An 18,213-nucleotide genomic window follows, 5' to 3' on the forward strand; every position below is an offset into this window, starting at 1 on the left:
GGAATGTTGATGTCCCAGATAATCCTGGCCGACGGCAAGAGCCGTGTGGCGGTGCGGGAAGGCGGGACCGCGCGGCTGGTCAACGACGCCAAGTCGATCTACGCGCTGGCGCTGGAGGCGGTGCGCGCCGGAACCACGCTTGCGGCCATCGTCGCCGACCGCGGCCTTGGCGAGGCCGTCGACATCGAGGCCGCCGGCCGCGCCGGCCAGGTGCTGTCGCCGGTCAGGCATCCCGATCCGGCGCATCTGCATCTGACCGGCACCGGGCTCACCCATCTGGGCTCGGCGGCGACGCGGGACAGCATGCACAAGAAGCTGGACGCCAGTGGCGAGGAGATGCTGACCGATTCCATGAAGATGTTCCGCATGGGGCTGGAGGGCGGCAGGCCGGCGCGAGGCCAGGTCGGTGTGCAGCCGGAATGGTTCTACAAGGGCAACGGCAACATGGTCGTCGATCCCGGCAAGCCGCTGGTGTCGCCGCACTTCGCGCTCGATGCCGGAGAGGAGCCGGAGATTGCAGGCGTCTATCTCGTCGGCGACGACGGCACGCCCTATCGCATCGGCTTCACGCTCGCCAACGAGTTCTCCGACCACGTCACCGAGCGTATCAACTATCTCTATCTCGCCCATTCAAAACTGCGGAATGCCTCGTTTGGCCCGGAAATCCTCGTCGGCGAACTGCCTGCCGACATCAAGGGTGCCTCGCGTATCATTCGCGCCGGCAAGCCGATCTGGGAAAAGCCGTTCCTGTCCGGCGAGGCCAACATGTCCCACACCATCGCCAATCTCGAACATCATCACTTCAAATATGGTGTCTTCCGCCAACCGGGCGACGTGCACGTGCACATGTTCGGAACGGCGACGCTGTCATTCGCTGACGGGGTGAAGACGGAGCCCGGTGACGTGTTCGAGATCGAGGCGGCGGAATTCGGACTGCCGCTGCGCAATCCGCTGAAACAGGCGCGGGCAGCGGCCCCCATCGCGGTCAGGACATTGTAAGGTGATGGCGATGAGCGACGACATGATGGCTAGATATCCGAGCCTGGCCGGGCGGCCGGTGCTCGTCTCCGGCGGAGCGACGGGGATTGGCGAGGCGATGGTGCGGGCCTTTGCCGCTCAGGGAGCGAAAGTCGGATTTGTCGACCTTGCCGAAGCCGAGGGCATGGCGCTTGCCGAGGAGCTGGCGGGCATGGGCGCTTCCGTCGCCTTCCATGCCTGCGACATCACCGATATCGTGGCCTACCGCGAGGCGATAGCCGCGATCGAGGCCTTGCAGGGTCCGACCATGGCGCTGGTCAACAACGCCGCGAGCGACACCCGCCACGACTGGCGCGCGGTGACGCCGGAGTATTTCGATGCGCGTGTCGCGGTCAATCTGCGCCACTCGTTCTTCGCCATCCAGGCGGTGGCACCCGGCATGATCGCCGCCGGCGGCGGTGCGATCGTCAATCTCGGCTCTATCGGCTGGATGAAGGCCTCGGGCGGCTATCCTGCCTATGCCGCGTCCAAGGCTGCCGTGCACGGCATGACGCGCTCCTTCGCCCGCGATCTCGGCAAGCATGGCATCCGGGTCAATACGCTGGTACCGGGCTGGGTGATGACCAAGCGCCAGCTTGAGCTCTGGGTTGACGATGCAGCCAATGCCGAGATCGATGCAAATCAGTGCCTGGCAGGGCGGGTCCTGCCCGACGACATCGCGCGCATGGCGCTGTTTCTTTCGGCCGACGATTCCAAGATGTGCACGGCACAGAATTTTGTCGTCGATGGCGGTTGGGTGTAACGGTCACTCGACCATCGAAAAGCGATATTCGGTGACCTGCGAATAGATCTCGTCAGGCCTCAGCACGGCACTCGGGAAGTGAGGGTGGTGGATGGCGTCGGGGAAGCGTTGCGGCTCGAGGCACAGCGCGCCGTGGCGGACGGGCGCGATGCCGCCGCGCAAGGGCGGGACAACCGGCAGGAAGGCGCCGTCATAGAGCTGCAGTCCTGGCTCGGTGGTCCAGAGATCGAGCCGGATGCCGGACAGCGGGCCTTCGAGCCTCGCCGCATGCCACGGCTCGGGCGCCGGCTGCATGGCAAGTACCCAGTTGTGGTCATAAGGGCTGTGTGCCTCGTCCATTCCGTTGCGGACCGGGCGAAGCTCACGGAAATCGAACGGCGTGCCGTCGACGGCAGGCACCTCGCCGGTGGGGATGTTGTTCGCGTCGACAGGTGTGTAGGCCTCGGCGGCGATCTTCAGACGATGGTCGAGGATCGAGCCGCCACCATCGAGATTGAAATAGGCGTGGGCGGCGAGGTTGACCAATGTGGGGGCATCGGCACGGGCGCCGAGCGCAATGGTGAGGCGTCCGGCGTCGAGTGAATAGCGGCAGGTGGCGATAACCTTGCCGGGGTAGCCCTGATCCCCTGCCTGCGAGATCAGCGCCAGCAGCACCGAACTGTCGTTGGCGTCGACGACGAGCCAGTTGCGGCGGAAGAAACCGTCGCTGCCGCCATGGAGATGCGTGCGCTCCGCCTCGTTGAGATCGAGCTCGAACGTCTGTCCGTCGAGCTCGAAGCTGCCGCCGGCGATGCGGTTGGCGCAACGTCCGGCAATAGCGCCGAAATAGCCGCCATGGCTGAGATAACCGTCAAGATCGTCGAAGCCGAGGATGACCGAGCGCGGGCCGTCAGGCGTTGCGACGACGAGGTCGGCAAGTGTCGCGCCGAAGGTGAGGATCCTTGCCTCGATGCCTTCGGCGGCGATGTCGATCGCTTGCACCACCGTGCCGTCGGCCATCTGACCGAATTCGCTGATCGGCATTGTCGTTTGCTCCGCGCGGCCCTCGCGCCCAGCGCAGGTTCCTGCAAACCGGCACGATTCTCAAGCGGCTTTTGCCAGCTGCCTTGCGCGTCCTGACGGGTGCGTGCTCCGTGTCACGCGGCGAGCAGACTCTTGAGCTTGACCGAGGGCGCGGCCAGCGCGCCGATGTCGGGGCGGGCGGATTTTGCGATCAGCATTTCGGCGAGGCGAATGTCGCGCGCAACCGCATTGCCCGGGCCGATGCCGCTGGCGGCGACGAGTCGGCCGTCCTCTTTGAGATGGAACAGGATGAAGGCGCCGTCGTCGAGGTCGCGGCGGACGGTGCGCTCGCCTTCGTCGGGCAAGCCGGCGATCTGCAGGCTGAGCCCGTACTGGTCGGACCAGAACCAGGGAACGCAGGCATGGGCCTCCTCTGATCCGAGCATGTTGCGCGCAGCGAGCGCGCCGTGCTCCTGGGCGCTGCGCCAGGCCTCCAGCCGGACGCGGCGGCCGCCATAGACGGCAAGCGGGAACGAACAGCAGTCGCCGGCGGCGAAGATCAGAGGGTCGCTGGTGCGTAGCTGCGCGTCGACGGCGATACCGTTGTTGAGGGTGAGGCCCGCGGTTTCGGCAAGTGTCGTGACCGGCACGGCGCCGATGCCGATGATGGCGAGATCGGCCGTGACCTGCAGGCCGCTGGCAAGCGTGATGCGTACCCCGTCAGCCCTGTCGTTGATGGTCGCAATGCCGTCGCCGCAGACGATGTCGACGCCTTCGGTTGCGTGCGTCTCGTGGACGACGGTTGCGATGTCTTCCGGCACGCCGCGCATCAGGATGCGTGACTGAGCCTCGATGACGGTGACGTCCGCGCCGAGCTTGCGGGCGGATGCCGCGAGTTCGAGGCCGATGAAGCCGCCGCCGACGATGGCTATCCGGCAGCCGGGACCGAGATGCGAACGGATGGCGAGCGCATCATCGAAGGTCCGGAGATAGACGCAGCGCGAGCCGAGACCGGCAAGCGGCAGCCGGCGCGGTGTGGCTCCGGTGGCTATCAACAGCTTGTCGTATTCGAGGTCGGAGCCGTTGGTGAGACGGACAGAGCGGTTGGCGCGGTCGATCGATGTCGCGGTGGTGGTGCCGACCAGGTCAATGCGATGTTCCTTGAGGCGTGCGGCGTCGGCGATCGCCTTGATGGCGGGTGCATCGGTCGATGTCATCGCCTCCTTGGACAGCGGTGGACGCTCGTAAGGCAGATGCCTCTCCGCGCCGACAAGCGCGATGGTGCCGTCATAGCCGGCTTCCCGCAGGGCGAAGGCGGCCCGCGTGCCGCCTTCGCCGGCGCCGATGATGATCATTCCCGCCGCCATGTCAGTCAGCCCAGCTGGATGAAGACCTTGCCGGCGTCGATTTTCACCGGATAGGTCCTGAGGTTGACGCAGACGGGCGCGCCGCGCGCCGCACCGGTCTTGTAGTTGAAGCGGCCATTGTGCTTGGGGCATTCGATGATGTCGCCCATGACCAGGCCCTGCGACAGATGGATCTGCTCGTGGGTGCACAAGCCGTCAGTGGCGAAGAACTCGTCCTCCGGGCTACGGTAAAGCGCGAAGGTGCGCCCGGCATGGTCGAAGCGGATCACGTCTTCCTCGTCGATGTCGTCGGCCGCGCAGGCCTCGATCCAGTCGCTCATGTCTCTCTCCCTGGGTTTCGAACGGCTATTCGGCAGCCAGCGCCGTCTCGCTATGGAAGTCCTCGCGGTAGGGCCGTGCCGTCGGCGGCAACTCGCGCTTGACGAAGTAGTCCTCGTTGCGGAGCTGGCGGACGAAGGCCGGCAGCATCTCGCGGTAGCCGTTCCACATGGAGGGGCTAGGCGCCGGCAGGTCGTGCTTGATCAGCTCATGCAGCTTCGGCAGCGCGTGATAGGGCACCATCGGGAACATGTGATGTTCGACGTGGTAGTTCATGTTCCAGTAGATGAAGCGGCTGACGGGGTTCATCAGCACCGTGCGGCTGTTGAGGCGGTGGTCGATGACGTTGTCGGCGAGGCCGCCATGCTGCAAAAGGCCGGTGAGCACGTGATGCCAGGCGCCGTAGAGGCGAGGCAGGCCGACAAGCATCAAAGGCAGCCATGAGCCGAGATAAAGTGCCAGCATGATGGTGGCCACATAGATGGCGAGCCAGATTCGGGCGATGCGGATGGCGCGGGGCTGCTCGCTCTCGGGGATGAAGGTCTTTTCCTCCGCGCCGATGATGCCGGCCGCGTTGCGGACCATGTCAACCATGGCGTGCCAGGCATCGAGCAGGCCGAAGAAATTGAGCGCGACGCGCAGAAGGTCTGGCGGGCGCATGACCGCTATCTCTGGATCGCGGCCGACGATGACGGTGTCGGTGTGGTGGCGGGTGTGGCTCCAGCGCCAGGTCACCGGATTGCGCATGATCATGAAGCAGGCGATCTGATAGACCGCGTCGTTCATCCACTGCGTCTTGAAGGCGGTGCCATGGCCGCATTCGTGCCAGCGCGAGTCGGTTGCCGAGCCGTAGAGCACGCCGTAGCAGAGGAAGAAGGGCACGCACCACCAGCTGCCCCACAGCGCCGCGCCGGCAGTACCGAAGGCGATGAGCAGGCCGAGCCAGACTGCGGTGTCGCGGATGGCCGGACCGTCGGAGCGCTGCATCAGCTCCTTCATCTGCTTGCGCGGAATGTCGGTGTGGTACCACTCGGCAGCCGCAAGGCCGCTTTCGACGGCGCGATGCGCGCTTTCTCCCACAAGGCTGTAGTCGCGCGCCAAAGGCGTCACGGTCATGGCTCTCTCCCTGGAAGTCGGAAACAGGTCCGCGATGGGCGCTGGACATCGTTCACTGCAAGAATGTTAACTCATGATGCAATATTTTCAATCATTGTATGATGGTTTCTATCATTTTCTATCATGATGCGCTAAGCTGCGGCAAAATCCAGGGATTGGTCATGAGCAAGCGCCCGACAATCACCGATCTCGCCCACGCCTCGGGTGTCAGCGTTGCAACCGTCGACCGTGTGCTGAACGGGCGCCTGCCGGTGCGCGAGGAAACGCAGCGCCGCGTCTACGAGGCGGCGACATCCATCGGCTATCATGCCGCCGGGCTGATCGCGCAGCGCATGCGCAAGGAACTGCCGGTGTATCGGCTCGGCTTCGTGCTGCTGCGGCCGAAGGACGTGTTTTACCGTGCCTTCGCCGGTGAACTGGAGAAGGCGATAACCCAGGCGACAGGGTTTCGCGGTGCTGGTGTCATCGAATTTGCCGAGACGCTCGCGCCGGAGGAGATTCTGGAACGGCTGCGGCGGCTGGCGGCAAGCTGCGATGCAGTGGCGCTGGTCAGCCCCGACCATCCCAGCGTGACGGCGGCGGTTGCTGAACTCAAGCAGCGCGGCATTCCCGTCTTCGCGCTGCTGTCGGACTTCGCGACGGGCATTCGCGAGGGGTACGTTGGCATCGACAACCTCAAGGTCGGACGCACCGCCGCCTGGATGATCTCCAAATGCGCGCGGAAGCCGGGCAAGGTGGCGTTGTTCGTCGGCAGCCATCGCTTCCATGGCCACGAATTGCGCGAGATCGGCTTTCGCGCTTTCTTCCGCGAACATGCGCCCGACTTCACGCTGCTCGAAACCATCGTCAACAACGAGTCCTGGGAAGCCACCCACGAGGTCGTCGACGACCTGCTCCGCAAGCATGACGATCTCGTCGGTTGTTACGTTGCCGGCGGTGGCATCGAAGGGGCGATCTCGGCGCTACGCCAGGCGAAGCCCGATCCGTTGCCGGTGCTGATCTGCAACGAGATCACCTTGGACACACGCGTGGCATTGGCCGACAACCTTGCAACGATGGTGATTGCGACGCCGCTGGCGTCGTTGTGCCGCGAACTTGTCGGGCTGATGGCGCATGCGATCGAGGAGGGGGCGGCCAACGCCCCCGGTCAGACCTTCCTGCCGTTCGACATCTTCCTGCCGGAGAACATCTGACGGTGTGGCCTGCCGGCCATGCGAATCTATCAGCAAATGATAGATTCGTATCGTAAGTCGGATTGACTGTTCTATTTTATAGTAGATTGGAACATAAATATCGATGCGCTGCCCCGCGATCCCGGAGGAGAAATTCGGCATGCCCAGCAAGCTCACATTCGCGCTGAACCATATGGTGGCACCCGGGCTGAAGCCGGCGGCGTTCTTCGCATTGTGCCGGGACCTTGGCCTGAGCGATGTCGAAATCCGCAACGACCTCTCAGGCAACGCCATCATCGACGGCACGCCGGCTGCGGCCATCAAGGCGCAGGCAGCGGAATATGGAATGTCCATTGCAACCATCAACGCCCTGCAGCGCTTCAACGAATGGAACGCCGCGCGCGAAGCCGAGGCGATCGAACTCGCCGACTATGCCCGCGACGCCGGTGCTGCGGCGCTGGTCCTGGTTCCGGTCAATGACGGCACAGGGAAGGCCGATGGCGAGCGCCAGCGTAACCTCAGGACGGCGCTGACGGCGCTGACCGCGATCCTCGGCGATCGCGGCGTGCGTGGGCTTGTCGAGCCGCTCGGCTTCGAGATCTGCTCGCTGCGCTCCAAGCGCGAGGCGGCCGAAGCCATCGAGGATGTCGATGGAACTGACACTTTTCGAATGGTGCACGACACGTTCCATCATCATCTTGCCGGCGAGCCCGACATCTTCCCAGGCATGACCGGCCTGGTGCACATTTCAGGCGTCGACGACCCCGCGGTGACGGTCTCCGACATGCGCGACCCGCACCGCGTCTTGGTCGATGCAGCCGACCGGCTCGACAATGTCGGCCAGATCCGTGCGCTGGTGTCTGGCGGCTATCAGGGGCTGCTCTCCTTCGAGCCGTTTTCGCCTGTCGTGCAGAAGCTTACCGAGCCGCGCGCAGCGCTTGCCGAGAGCATTGCGTTCATCCGCTCGCGGGTCTGACGCAACGGCTCCATCCAGCGAAATAGCCGTCATCTCCAGCGCCGCCCGGGCGACCGGGCGGCGCAATTCGTTGCTCCCCCAAGATTGACAGGCAGGCAATGGAATGTCTCTTGACGTCTGGCCTCAATATGGAATAAACATTTCATATACAAAAAACACGGCCCGAACATTCTGAATTTGGGCCGGCATCGGGAAGCGAGTGGCGCATCTTGCATCGCGGAGGAGCGATGGTGCCTCTCGTAGAGACGAGCCTGCGGCCGACCGCGGGCTTCCGGCACATCGGGGTGCAGCCGGGCACCATTGTTGGAGGAGAGTGAACATGAGGAAATTCCTGCTCGGCGTAGCCATGACCGCGCTGATGTCCGGCACTGCGTTTGCCGGCGATATCGGCGTCAGCATGGCCAATTCTGACACCTTCCTGACCGTCCTGCGCAAGGGTATCGAGAAGTCCGCGGCTGACGCCAGCCAGCCGGTCGTCATCGAGATCGCCGACGACGACGTCAACAAGCAGCTCAGCCAGGTCCAGAACTTCATCGCCGCCAAGGTCGACGCCATCATCGTCAATCCGGTCGACACCTCGGCCACCGGGCCGATGACCAAGCTTGCCACCGACGCCGGCATTCCGATCGTCTACGTCAACCGCGAGCCGATCGACGTCGGCGCGCTCGGTGCCAAGGGTGCTTTCGTCGGTTCGAACGAAGTCGATTCCGGCACGCTTGAGACCAAGGAAGTCTGCCGCATCCTCAAGGAAGCCGGCAAGACCGAGGCTGGCATCCTGATCATGGTCGGTGACCTCGCCAACCAGGCGGCTGTGATGCGCACCAAGGACATCCATGATGTCAACGCCGGCAGCGACTGCGGCGTCAAGCTGAACGTCATCGACGAACAGACCGCTGGCTGGGATCCGGTCAAGGCACAGGACCTGATGACCAACTGGATCGCCGCCGGCCACAAGCCGGACGCCGTCATCTCGAACAACGACAACATGGCCATCGGCGCCATCAACGCCATGAAGGCGGCCGGTTGGGACATGAAGACCGTGATCGTGGCCGGCGTCGATGCGACCCAGGAAGCGCTCGCCTACATGAAGGCCGGCGACCTCGATGTGACCGTGTTCCAGAACGCCGCCGCCCAGGGTGGCGGTGCGGTCGAAACCGCCATGAAGCTCGCCAAGGGCGAATCCGTGACGTCGCCCGTCTGGGTGCCGTTCGAGCTGGTGACCCCGGCGAACATGGACCAGTACACCACCAAGAACTGATATGATCTGACCAATGCGCCGTCGCAAACGGCGGCGCATTTTCCCCACGAGGACCTTGACCCGCGCAACAGTCGGGCCGGCCTGGGAGGACCAATCATGCAAAGCACCGGTACGATGGAAGCGGCGCCTGCGGGCGGTGCCGCGGTGGATGGCGGCTATCTTCTCGAGGTCGAAAACGTTCGTAAGGAATTCCCGGGTGTCGTCGCCCTCGACAACGTCCAGCTGCGTCTGAAACGCGGCAGCGTACATGCGCTGATGGGCGAGAACGGCGCCGGCAAGTCGACGCTGATGAAGATCGTGGCCGGAATCTACACGCCCGACTCCGGCAGCTTCAAGCTGCGCGGCGAAGACATCAAGCTGCGTGGGCCGCTCGATGCGCTCGAACACGGCATCGCCATGATCCACCAGGAACTCAACCTGATGGCGCCGATGACGGTGGCCGAGAACATCTGGATCCGCCGCGAGCCGCTGACCCGGCTTGGCTTCGTCGACCATGGCGAGATGCGCCGCAAGACATCAGACCTGTTCAAGCGCCTCAACATCGACATCGATCCCGAGGTTCAGGTGGGTACGTTGACCGTCGCCAGCCGCCAGATGGTCGAGATCGCCAAGGCGGTGTCCTACGAATCCGACGTGCTGATCATGGACGAGCCGACCTCGGCGCTGACCGAGCGCGAGGTCGACCACCTGTTCACCATCATCCGTGCGCTGCGCGCCCAGGGCAAAGGCATCATCTACATCACCCACAAGATGAACGAGCTGTTCGAGATCGCCGACGAGTTCTCGGTGTTTCGCGACGGCAAGTACATCGCCACCAAGGCGTCGACCGAGGTGACCCGCGACGACATCATCCGCATGATGGTGGGGCGCGAGATCACCCAGATGTTCCCCAAGGAGGAGGTGCCGATCGGCGACGTCGTGCTGTCGGTGAAGGGGCTCACGCTGAAGGGCGTCTTCTCCGACGTTTCATTCGACGTGCGTTCAGGCGAAATCCTCGGCATTGCCGGTCTCGTCGGCTCGGGCCGCTCCAACATCGCCGAAACGATCTTCGGCGTGACGCCGTCGGACGCCGGCACCATCGAGCTGTTCGGCAAGGCGGTCCGTGTCGACAGCCCGGCCACGGCTATGAAGCACGGCATGGCTTTCCTGACCGAGGACCGCAAGGAAACCGGCTGCTTCCTCTTGCTCGACATCCAGGAAAACACCCAGATGGCGGTGCTGCAGTCAGACTATGTCAAGAACGGTTTCGTGCAGCAAAAACAACTCGGCAAGGATTCGGTCGAGATCAGCGCGGCGCTGAGGGTGAAGACCCCAGACATGGCCGAGCCGATCATCAACCTGTCCGGCGGCAACCAGCAGAAGGTGCTGATCGCGCGCTGGCTTTTGACCAAGCCGAAGATCCTCATCCTCGACGAGCCGACGCGCGGCATCGATGTCGGCGCGAAGGCCGAAATCCATCGCCTGATCTCGAAGCTCGCCGGGCAGGGGGTGGCGGTGGTCATGATCTCGTCCGAGATGCCCGAGTGCCTGGGCATGAGCGACCGCATCATGGTGGTGCATGAGGGCCGCGTCACCGGCTTCCTCGACCGCGCCGAGGCCAGTCAGGTCAAGATCATGGAACTCGCGTCGCATTGACGCCAATCAGCTCAAGGGTGGAAGAACCATGTCGACGAACGAGATTGCGGGTCCCGCAAACGTCATCGGAAGCAAGAAGCGCCTGCCGCCGGAGGTGTCCATCCTCGGCGTGTTGATCGGTATCGCCATCGTCTTCGAGATTCTTGGCTGGATCTTCGTCGGCGACAGCTTCCTCGCCAACAAGCAGCGCCTGTCGATCATCATCCTGCAGGTGTCGGTGATCGGCATCATCGCGGTCGGAGTGACCCAGGTCATCATCACCGCCGGCGTCGACCTGTCGTCGGGCTCGGTCGTCGGTCTCGCCGCCATGGTCGCGGCGAGCCTGGCGCAGACATCGGCCAATCCGCGCGCCGTCTATCCCGCGCTGACCGACATGTCGCCGATCTGGGCGATCCTCGCCGGCCTCGGCGTCGGCCTTCTCGCCGGCATCGTCAACGGCTCCCTGGTAGCACGGACCAAGATACCGCCCTTCATCGCCACGCTCGGCATGATGGTGTCGGCGCGCGGCCTCGCCAAATGGTATACGCTCGGCCAGCCGGTGGCGCTGCTCGACGACAGCTTCACCTGGTTTGGCAAGAGCTTCAACATCCTCGGCTTTCCGCTGCCGCTGCCGGTCATCATCTTCCTCTTGGTTGCCGTCATCTGCCACATCGCGCTGACCTACACTCGTTACGGCAAGTTCACCTATGCCATCGGCGCCAACCCGCAGGCGGCACGCGTCTCGGGCATCAATATCGGCGGCCACCTGATCAAGGTCTATGCCATTGCCGGTCTGCTGTCGGGACTGGCCGGCGTGATGACCGCGGCCCGCGCCGCCTCAGGCCAGCCGGGCATGGGCGTGGCCTATGAACTCGACGCCATCGCTGCTGCGGTCATCGGCGGCACCTCGCTCTCGGGCGGCGTCGGCCGCATCACCGGCACTGTGATCGGCACGATCATCCTCGGCGTGCTGACTTCGGGCTTCACCTTCCTCAAGGTCGGCGCCTACTATCAGGAAATCATCAAGGGCATCATCATCGTTGCGGCCGTGATCATCGACCAGCATCGCCAGAACAAGCGCAAGAAGGCGTAAAGAGTGCTTTGGACATGATCTTATCCGAAAACCGGTTTCCACTTTTCGGGATCATGTCAGAATCAGGCCGCCCGGCTTCCCGTCGGCGGGCGGTCCCTCCCCAAAGATCAAGATTGCAGGCCCGGACGGCGCGGGCCAAGGAAATGAGGTTGTCATGACAGTTCGGTTCGGTGTCCTCGGCGCAGGCCGCATCGGCAAGGTCCACGCCAAGGCCGTGGCCTCCAACCCGCAGGCCAAGCTCGTTGCGGTGGCCGATGCCTTCGAAAAGGCGGCCAACGATCTCGCCGAGGCCTACGGCTGCGACGTACGTACGATCGAACAGATCGAGGAAGCGGCCGACATCGACGCGGTGGTGATCTGCACGCCGACCGACACCCATGCCGACCTGATCGAGCGCTTCGTGCTCGCCGGCAAGGCGGTGTTCTGCGAAAAGCCAATCGACCTCGACGCCAAGCGTGTCGAAAAGTGCCTTGCCGTGGTCGAGAAGGCCGGCGGCACGCTGATGGTCGGTTTCAACAGGCGTTTCGACCCGCATTTCGCCGCTGTGCGCAAGGCGATCGACGACGGCGCCATCGGCAAGGTCGAGCAGGTGGTGATCACCTCGCGCGATCCCGGCGCGCCGCCGGCCGAATACATCACGCGCTCGGGCGGCATCTTCCGCGACATGACCATCCACGACTTCGACATGGCCCGCTTCCTGCTCGGTGCCGAACCGGTGGCGGTGACGGCAACCGCCTCGGTGCTGGTCGACAAGAAGATTGGCGAGCTCGGTGATTTCGACAGCGTCAGTGTCATTCTGGAGACCGCGACCGGCCAGCAATGCGTCATCACCAATTCGCGTCGCGCAACCTATGGCTATGACCAGCGCATCGAGGTGCATGGTTCGGATGGCATGGTGGCGGCGGAGAACCAGCGCGCCGTTTCAATCGAGGTCGCCAACGGCAAGGGCTATACTCGCCCGCCGCTGCACGACTTCTTCATGACCCGCTACACCGAAGCCTATGCCGCCGAGATCGCCGCCTTCGTCGCTTCGGTGACCAAGGGTGCCAGGATCTCGCCCGACGGCAAGGACGGCCTGATGGCGCTGAAGCTGGCCGATGCGGCGCTGAAGTCGGCCAAGGACGGCAAGACCGTACGGCTCTAAGCCAACGAGCGGACAGTCGCCTCGGGGCAATTGGCCTCGGGGCGCACAGCCACAATCTGTTGATGGAATAAAAATTCCTGATGACAGACAATTGGAATTGAAATTGCATTGTGTGGCCTGCTAACTGATCTGCGGGCAGGCCGGTGCGGCGGAGCGACCGGGAGGACAAAATGACCGACCCCAAGAACCAGCCTACACTCGACGTCATCACCATCGGGCGCGCCTCGGTCGATCTCTACGGCCAGCAGACCGGATCGCGGCTGGAGGACGTGGCGTCCTTCGCCAAGTCTGTCGGCGGCTGCCCCGCCAACATCGCCATCGGCACGGCGCGGCTCGGGCTGCGCTCGGCGCTTTTGACCCGCGTCGGCGATGAGCATATGGGCCGCTACATCCGCGAGCAGATGCTGCGCGAGGGTGTATCAGACGGCGGCATCGTCACCGACAAGGAGCGGCTGACGGCGCTGGTGCTTCTTTCGGTCGAGAACGACAAGACGTTTCCGCTGATCTTTTATCGCGAAAACTGCGCCGACATGGCGTTGTCGGAAGCCGACATCGCCCCCGATTTCATCAAGTCGGCGCGGGCGATCGTCGTCACGGGCACGCATTTCTCGCGGCCCAACACCGATGCCGCCCAGCGCAAGGCGATGAAGCTGATCAAGGAAAGCGGCGGCAAGGTGGTGTTCGACATCGACTACCGCCCGAACCTCTGGGGCCTTGCCGGCCACGCCGCCGGTGAAAGCCGCTACATCGCGTCCGACAAGGTGTCGAACCATATCAAGGGTGTGCTGGCCGACTGCGACCTGATCGTCGGCACTGAGGAAGAGGTGATGATCGCGTCGGGCGAAAGCGAGCTGCTCGCCGCGCTGAAGACCATCCGTTCGCTGTCCAGCGCGACGATCGTGCTGAAGCGCGGGCCGATGGGCTGCATCGTCTATGACGGGGCGATCTCGGACGATCTCGAGGCTGGCATCGTCGGCAAGGGGTTTCCGATCGAGGTCTACAATGTGCTGGGTGCGGGCGATGCCTTCATGTCCGGTTTCCTGCGTGGCTGGCTGGGCGGCGAGAGCCTGGCGACATCGGCGACCTGGGCCAATGCCTGTGGCGCCTTCGCCGTGTCGCGTCTGCTCTGCTCGCCGGAGATTCCGACCTTCGATGAGCTGCAATTCTTCCTCAGGAACGGCAGCAAGGAACGCGCGCTGCGCAAGGACGAGGCGATCAACCACGTGCATTGGGCAACCACGCGCCGGCATGAGATCCCGTCAATGATGGCGCTCGCCTGCGACCACCGCATCCAGCTGGAAGACATCGCCGCTCGCACGGGTGCGGATGCTCAGCGTGTCCGAGACTTCAAGGTGCTGGCTGTGCAAGCGGCGGCCAAGGTTGCCGATGGCCGCGACGGCTACGGCATGTTGATCGACGAGAAGTTCGGTCGCGATGCGATGTTCGAATTCGCCCGCCATCCCTTCTCCTGGCTGGGACGGCCGGTGGAGCTGCCGGGTTCGCGGCCGCTGCGTTTCGAATTCTCGCAGGACATCGGCTCGCAGCTGGTGGAGTGGCCGGTCGAGCACTGCATCAAGTGCCTGTGCTTCTACCATCCCGACGATTCCGCTGAGCTCAAGGCCGAGCAGCAGCAGAAGCTGCGCACCCTGTTCGAGGCCGCGCGAAAGGTCGGCCGTGAGCTGTTGATCGAAATCATCGCCGGCAAGCACGGCAAGCTCGACGAGAACACCATTCCGCGCGCTCTGGAAGAACTCTACGCGCTCGGCATCAAGCCCGACTGGTGGAAGCTCGAGCCGCAGGCTTCGGCCGCCGCGTGGCAGAAGATCGAGGCGGTCATCACCACCAACGATCCCTACTGCCGGGGCGTGGTGCTGCTTGGGCTCGAGGCACCGCTGGCCGAGCTCGAAGTGGCCTTCGCCGCGACGTCTGACGCATCCATTGTCAGGGGGTTCGCCGTCGGGCGCAGCATCTTTGCCCACGCGGCGGAAGAGTGGATGGCCGGCCGCATGGACGACAAGGCGGCAGTCGACGACATGGCCCAGCGTTTCGAGCAGCTGACCAAGGCATGGCTTGCCGCGCGCGACCGTCGGGCGGCATAAACAGACAGCTGAGGCGAGGCCGGCATCTCAGGATGCGCCGCTGAAGCGGGAGGAGAAGACGATGACCAAGACCGTTCGCCTGACCATGGCGCAGGCGCTGACGCGCTATCTCACACGGCAGATGACCGTGATCGACGGCAAGATGGTGCCTTTGTTCGGTGGCGTGTGGGCGATCTTCGGCCACGGCAACGTCGCCGGTCTCGGCGAAGCGCTCTACCAGGTGCGCGAGGAACTGCCGACCTATCGCGCCCACAACGAGCAGGCGATGGCGCATGCGGCGATCGCCTTTGCCAAGACCAACTTTCGGCGGCGCGTGATGGCGGCGACGAGCTCCATCGGCCCGGGCGCGGTCAACATGGTGACGGCGGCGGCACTCGCCCATGTCAACCGCCTGCCGGTTTTGCTTCTGCCCGGCGACGTCTTTGCCAACCGCGTGCCCGACCCGGTTCTGCAGCAGGTCGAGGATTTCGGCGATGGCACGGTATCCGCCAATGACTGCTTCCGTCCGGTGTCGCGCTATTTCGACCGCATCACCCGTCCAGAGCAGATCATCCCGGCGCTGGCGCGCGCCATGCAGGTGCTGACCGATCCGGCCGAGTGCGGGCCGGTGACGCTGTCGCTCTGCCAGGACGTTCAGGCCGAGGCCTATGACTATCCCGAGAGCTTTTTTGCCGAGCGCGTGTGGACGCCACGCCGGCCGCGTCCGGACCGCGACGAACTGGCTGTCGCTGCCGAGGTGCTTCAAGCGGCGAAGAAGCCGCTGATCGTCGCCGGTGGCGGCGTGCTCTATTCCGGTGCTTCGGAAGAACTCGACCGCTTCGTCCAGGCGACCGGCATCCCGGTCTGTGAGACGCAAGGCGGCAAGTCGGCGCTATCAGACGAGCATGGGCTGAACATGGCGGCGGTCGGCGTCACCGGCACAGCGGCGGCCAATCGGCTTGCCGAGGAGGCGGACGTCGTTCTGGCCGTAGGCACGCGGCTGCAGGACTTTACCACCGGCTCATGGGCGCTGTTCAAGAACGCGGGCAAGACCATCATCGGGCTCAACGTCCAGTCCTTCGACGCGGGCAAACACATGGCCCTGCCGCTGGTGGCGGATGCCAGGGAAGGTCTCATGGAGCTCGGTGCCGCCGTCGCCGGCTACAAGGCGCCTGTGACCTGGACAGAGAACGCCAAGTCAGCCAAGGCCGAGTGGCGCAAGGCAGCCGCCAAGGTGACGGCGGCGACCAATGCCACATTGCCTTCAGACGCTCAGGTGATCGGCGCCGTGCAGCGCACGCTGGGCAGCGATGTCATCGTGCTGCATGCGGCTGGTGGCCTGCCGGGCGAGATGCACAAGCTGTGGCAGGCGGGCGAACCCGGCTCTTACCATTCCGAATACGGCTTCTCCTGCATGGGCTACGAGATTGCGGGCGGCCTAGGCGCTAAGATGGCGCGGCCTGACAAGGAGGTCGTCATCATGATCGGCGACGGCTCCTATCTGATGCTGAACTCCGAGATTGCGACGTCTGTCATGCTGGGTCTCAAGCTCACCATCGTGCTGCTCGACAACAGGGGCTATGGCTGCATCAATCGGCTGCAGATGGCCACTGGCGGCGCCAACTTCAACAACCTCTTGCGCGACTCCAGGCATGAGATCTTGCCTGATATCGACTTCGTCGCGCATGCGGAAAGCCTGGGCGCCAATGCCGAGAAGGCAGCGTCGATTGCCGACCTGGAGGCCGCGCTCGACCGCGCCCGCAAGAGCGACAGGACGACGGTTGTGTTGATCGACACAGACCCGCTGATCTCGACCGGCGAGGGTGGGCACTGGTGGGACGTTGCCGTGCCCGAGGTGAGCGCACGCGCCGAGGTCAATGCCGCGCGTAAGGGCTATGAGGAAAAACTGAAGCTGCAGCGGGTGGGGGATTGAGGGGTTGTGATTGGACCTGTGATGTTGGCGCTGATGGTAGCGAATTGAGGCTGTCTTTTGCGACGGCAGAGAATGACACTGGAGAGCTGAAGTGAAAGCCAAACTGGGCATGTCCCCCATCGCGTGGTGGAACGACGACCTTCCGGAACTGAGCGATGACGTGTCGCTGGAGGAATGCTTGGCGCAATCGCGCTCGGCTGGATTTACCGGCATGGAGCAGGGACGCCGGTTTCCGAGCACGCCTGAGGAGATGCTGCCGATCCTGAAGAAGGCGGACGTGACTTTGTGCGGCGGCTGGTTCTCGGGCACGCTCGTCAACGACGACCTCGCCGCCAACAAGGATCGCATCCAGCCGATGATCGAGCTGTTCAAGGCGGTCGATGCCCCCTGCATCGTCTATGGCGAGGTCGGCCGCTCGATCCAGGGCGACCGCTCGAAGCCGCTGGCAACCAAGGCTGTACTCTCCGACGACGAGATGAAGGCCTATGCCCGAAAGCTGACCGCATTCGGCGAGTGGTGCGCCGAGCAGGGCATGCCTTTGTCCTATCACCACCACATGGCTGCGGTGGTGCAGTTCGAACACGAGCTCGATGCCTTCATGAAGCAGTCGGGCGAGGGCATCCCGCTCCTGCTCGATGCCGGCCATCTCGCCTTTGCCGGTGGCGACGTGTTGCGTGCCATCGACAGCCACCACAAGCGCATCAGCCACGTCCATGTAAAGGACGTGCGTCTGGACGTCATCAAGGCGCTCGACTGGACCAGGCAGTCCTTCCTCGACGCGGTGGCCCTGGGCGCTTTCACCGTGCCGGGCGACGGCTCGCTCGATTTCGGTGCGATCGTGCAGAAGTTCGCCGACCATGGCTATGAGGGCTGGTTCGTCGTCGAGGCAGAGCAGGACCCGAAGAAGAGCCCGCCGCTGAAGATGGCTCAGGTCGGTCATGCCGAGTTGATGCGGGTGATGACTGCGGCGGGCTACACGGTGGAAACACAGGGCTTTCCCGCCGCATGACCCCGAAAGTCGGCGTCGATTTGTCGGGATGGCTGCCTCCATCACGGCGTCCTTTGCGGGGCTCCGACGCGCGGCGCGTAGTGCTTGAGCGTCGCGCGGGGGCCGGCTACCATCCGCAGAAATTGATCGGCGAGGCAACACGCAATTGATGAACGACCAGAACCATCCGTTCCTTCGCCCGTTGTGGAGGCGCATAGCGCTGGTCGGCTTCTGCGCCGCCTGGTCGATCTTCGAGTTTGCCACCGGATCCGCATTCTGGGGCACGCTCGCGGGTGGCATGGCTGCGCTCGGTGCCTACCAGTTCCTCATCGCCTACAAGCCTGGCGACGACGCCGCCACCGACAAGGAGTGAC

General features: G+C 64.1%; 16 protein-coding genes. 12 read left to right on the plus strand and 4 right to left on the minus strand.

The features are described from left to right. The first annotated feature begins 3 nt into the window (after nt 1–3). Together araD1 and IG197_RS21595 are read left to right on the plus strand one after the other, a co-directional pair. The gene (gene araD1, locus IG197_RS21590) at nt 4–999 is read left to right on the plus strand and encodes an AraD1 family protein (protein WP_067958653.1); all 996 of its coding nucleotides are present in this window, start codon (nt 4–6) and stop codon (nt 997–999) included. A 10-nt stretch (nt 1,000–1,009) separates the two neighbouring features. After that, the gene (locus IG197_RS21595; RefSeq protein WP_192314917.1) at nt 1,010–1,780 is read left to right on the plus strand and encodes an SDR family NAD(P)-dependent oxidoreductase; all 771 of its coding nucleotides are present in this window, start codon (nt 1,010–1,012) and stop codon (nt 1,778–1,780) included. A gap of 3 nt (nt 1,781–1,783) precedes the next feature. On the opposite strand, the gene IG197_RS21600 is transcribed toward IG197_RS21595, so the two are convergent. The 4 genes from IG197_RS21600 to IG197_RS21615 form a co-directional block, all read right to left on the minus strand. Further along, complete coding sequence (locus IG197_RS21600) at nt 1,784–2,803, minus strand: aldose epimerase family protein (RefSeq protein WP_192314919.1); 1,020 nt, start codon at nt 2,801–2,803, stop codon at nt 1,784–1,786. Nucleotides 2,804–2,916: 113 nt separating this feature from the next. Next, nucleotides 2,917–4,137: an NAD(P)/FAD-dependent oxidoreductase gene (locus IG197_RS21605; RefSeq protein ID WP_192314921.1), complete on the minus strand. Its 1,221-nt coding sequence runs from the start codon at nt 4,135–4,137 to the stop codon at nt 2,917–2,919. Nucleotides 4,138–4,154: 17 nt separating this feature from the next. Beyond that, complete coding sequence (locus IG197_RS21610) at nt 4,155–4,469, minus strand: MocE family 2Fe-2S type ferredoxin (RefSeq protein ID WP_067958664.1); 315 nt, start codon at nt 4,467–4,469, stop codon at nt 4,155–4,157. 25 nt (nt 4,470–4,494) lie between these two features. Continuing rightward, on the minus strand, nt 4,495–5,583 hold the full coding sequence (locus IG197_RS21615) for a fatty acid desaturase family protein (protein ID WP_192314923.1): 1,089 nt from the start codon (nt 5,581–5,583) through the stop codon (nt 4,495–4,497). Nucleotides 5,584–5,744: 161 nt separating this feature from the next. Between IG197_RS21615 and IG197_RS21620 the strand changes: the two genes are divergently transcribed. The 10 genes from IG197_RS21620 to IG197_RS21665 all read left to right on the plus strand — a co-directional run bounded on the left by IG197_RS21620 (nt 5,745) and on the right by IG197_RS21665 (nt 18,212). Continuing rightward, nucleotides 5,745–6,776, plus strand: coding sequence for a LacI family DNA-binding transcriptional regulator (locus IG197_RS21620; RefSeq protein WP_192314924.1), 1,032 nt, complete (start codon nt 5,745–5,747; stop codon nt 6,774–6,776). A 139-nt stretch (nt 6,777–6,915) separates the two neighbouring features. Next, nucleotides 6,916–7,731, plus strand: a complete 816-nt coding sequence (locus IG197_RS21625) for a TIM barrel protein (protein ID WP_192314926.1) — start codon at nt 6,916–6,918, stop codon at nt 7,729–7,731. Between the two features lie 319 nt (nt 7,732–8,050). After that, the gene (locus tag IG197_RS21630) at nt 8,051–8,989 is read left to right on the plus strand and encodes a substrate-binding domain-containing protein (RefSeq protein ID WP_182575634.1); all 939 of its coding nucleotides are present in this window, start codon (nt 8,051–8,053) and stop codon (nt 8,987–8,989) included. Nucleotides 8,990–9,082: 93 nt separating this feature from the next. After that, nucleotides 9,083–10,624: a sugar ABC transporter ATP-binding protein gene (locus IG197_RS21635; RefSeq protein WP_192319909.1), complete on the plus strand. Its 1,542-nt coding sequence runs from the start codon at nt 9,083–9,085 to the stop codon at nt 10,622–10,624. Nucleotides 10,625–10,652: 28 nt separating this feature from the next. Beyond that, entirely contained in the window at nt 10,653–11,696 is a 1,044-nt protein-coding gene (locus IG197_RS21640; RefSeq protein WP_182575635.1) for an ABC transporter permease, read from the plus strand. A gap of 154 nt (nt 11,697–11,850) precedes the next feature. Next, nucleotides 11,851–12,840, plus strand: coding sequence for an inositol 2-dehydrogenase (gene iolG, locus IG197_RS21645; protein ID WP_154386436.1), 990 nt, complete (start codon nt 11,851–11,853; stop codon nt 12,838–12,840). 170 nt (nt 12,841–13,010) lie between these two features. Continuing rightward, entirely contained in the window at nt 13,011–14,939 is a 1,929-nt protein-coding gene (iolC, locus tag IG197_RS21650) for a 5-dehydro-2-deoxygluconokinase (protein WP_192314928.1), read from the plus strand. Nucleotides 14,940–15,000: 61 nt separating this feature from the next. Continuing rightward, nucleotides 15,001–16,851 carry a 3D-(3,5/4)-trihydroxycyclohexane-1,2-dione acylhydrolase (decyclizing) gene (iolD, locus tag IG197_RS21655; protein WP_192314930.1) on the plus strand — a complete coding sequence of 617 codons (1,851 nt, stop codon included), beginning with the start codon at nt 15,001–15,003 and terminating at the stop codon, nt 16,849–16,851. 91 nt (nt 16,852–16,942) lie between these two features. Further along, nucleotides 16,943–17,860: a myo-inosose-2 dehydratase gene (gene iolE, locus IG197_RS21660; RefSeq protein WP_182575638.1), complete on the plus strand. Its 918-nt coding sequence runs from the start codon at nt 16,943–16,945 to the stop codon at nt 17,858–17,860. A 148-nt stretch (nt 17,861–18,008) separates the two neighbouring features. Then, on the plus strand, nt 18,009–18,212 hold the full coding sequence (locus IG197_RS21665) for a hypothetical protein (protein WP_067958695.1): 204 nt from the start codon (nt 18,009–18,011) through the stop codon (nt 18,210–18,212). The last annotated feature ends 1 nt before the right edge of the window (nt 18,213 follow it).

The organism is Aminobacter sp. SR38 (assembly GCF_014843375.1).
Classification (GTDB): Bacteria; Pseudomonadota; Alphaproteobacteria; order Rhizobiales; family Rhizobiaceae; genus Aminobacter; species Aminobacter ciceronei.

Bases quoted from the DNA above. Each gene is read 5' to 3' on its own strand.
- iolD (WP_192314930.1), top strand. From the start codon at position 15,001: ATGACCAAGACCGTTCGCCTGACCATGGCGCAGGCGCTGACGCGCTAT.
- IG197_RS21620 (WP_192314924.1), top strand. From the start codon at position 5,745: ATGAGCAAGCGCCCGACAATCACCGATCTCGCCCACGCCTCGGGTGTC.
- IG197_RS21610 (WP_067958664.1), bottom strand. From the start codon at position 4,469: ATGAGCGACTGGATCGAGGCCTGCGCGGCCGACGACATCGACGAGGAA.
- IG197_RS21595 (WP_192314917.1), top strand. From the start codon at position 1,010: ATGAGCGACGACATGATGGCTAGATATCCGAGCCTGGCCGGGCGGCCG.
- IG197_RS21625 (WP_192314926.1), top strand. From the start codon at position 6,916: ATGCCCAGCAAGCTCACATTCGCGCTGAACCATATGGTGGCACCCGGG.
- IG197_RS21640 (WP_182575635.1), top strand. From the start codon at position 10,653: ATGTCGACGAACGAGATTGCGGGTCCCGCAAACGTCATCGGAAGCAAG.
- IG197_RS21615 (WP_192314923.1), bottom strand. From the start codon at position 5,583: ATGACCGTGACGCCTTTGGCGCGCGACTACAGCCTTGTGGGAGAAAGC.
- IG197_RS21665 (WP_067958695.1), top strand. From the start codon at position 18,009: ATGAACGACCAGAACCATCCGTTCCTTCGCCCGTTGTGGAGGCGCATA.
- IG197_RS21600 (WP_192314919.1), bottom strand. From the start codon at position 2,803: ATGCCGATCAGCGAATTCGGTCAGATGGCCGACGGCACGGTGGTGCAA.
- IG197_RS21605 (WP_192314921.1), bottom strand. From the start codon at position 4,137: ATGATCATCATCGGCGCCGGCGAAGGCGGCACGCGGGCCGCCTTCGCC.
- IG197_RS21630 (WP_182575634.1), top strand. From the start codon at position 8,051: ATGAGGAAATTCCTGCTCGGCGTAGCCATGACCGCGCTGATGTCCGGC.
- iolC (WP_192314928.1), top strand. From the start codon at position 13,011: ATGACCGACCCCAAGAACCAGCCTACACTCGACGTCATCACCATCGGG.
- iolG (WP_154386436.1), top strand. From the start codon at position 11,851: ATGACAGTTCGGTTCGGTGTCCTCGGCGCAGGCCGCATCGGCAAGGTC.
- araD1 (WP_067958653.1), top strand. From the start codon at position 4: ATGTTGATGTCCCAGATAATCCTGGCCGACGGCAAGAGCCGTGTGGCG.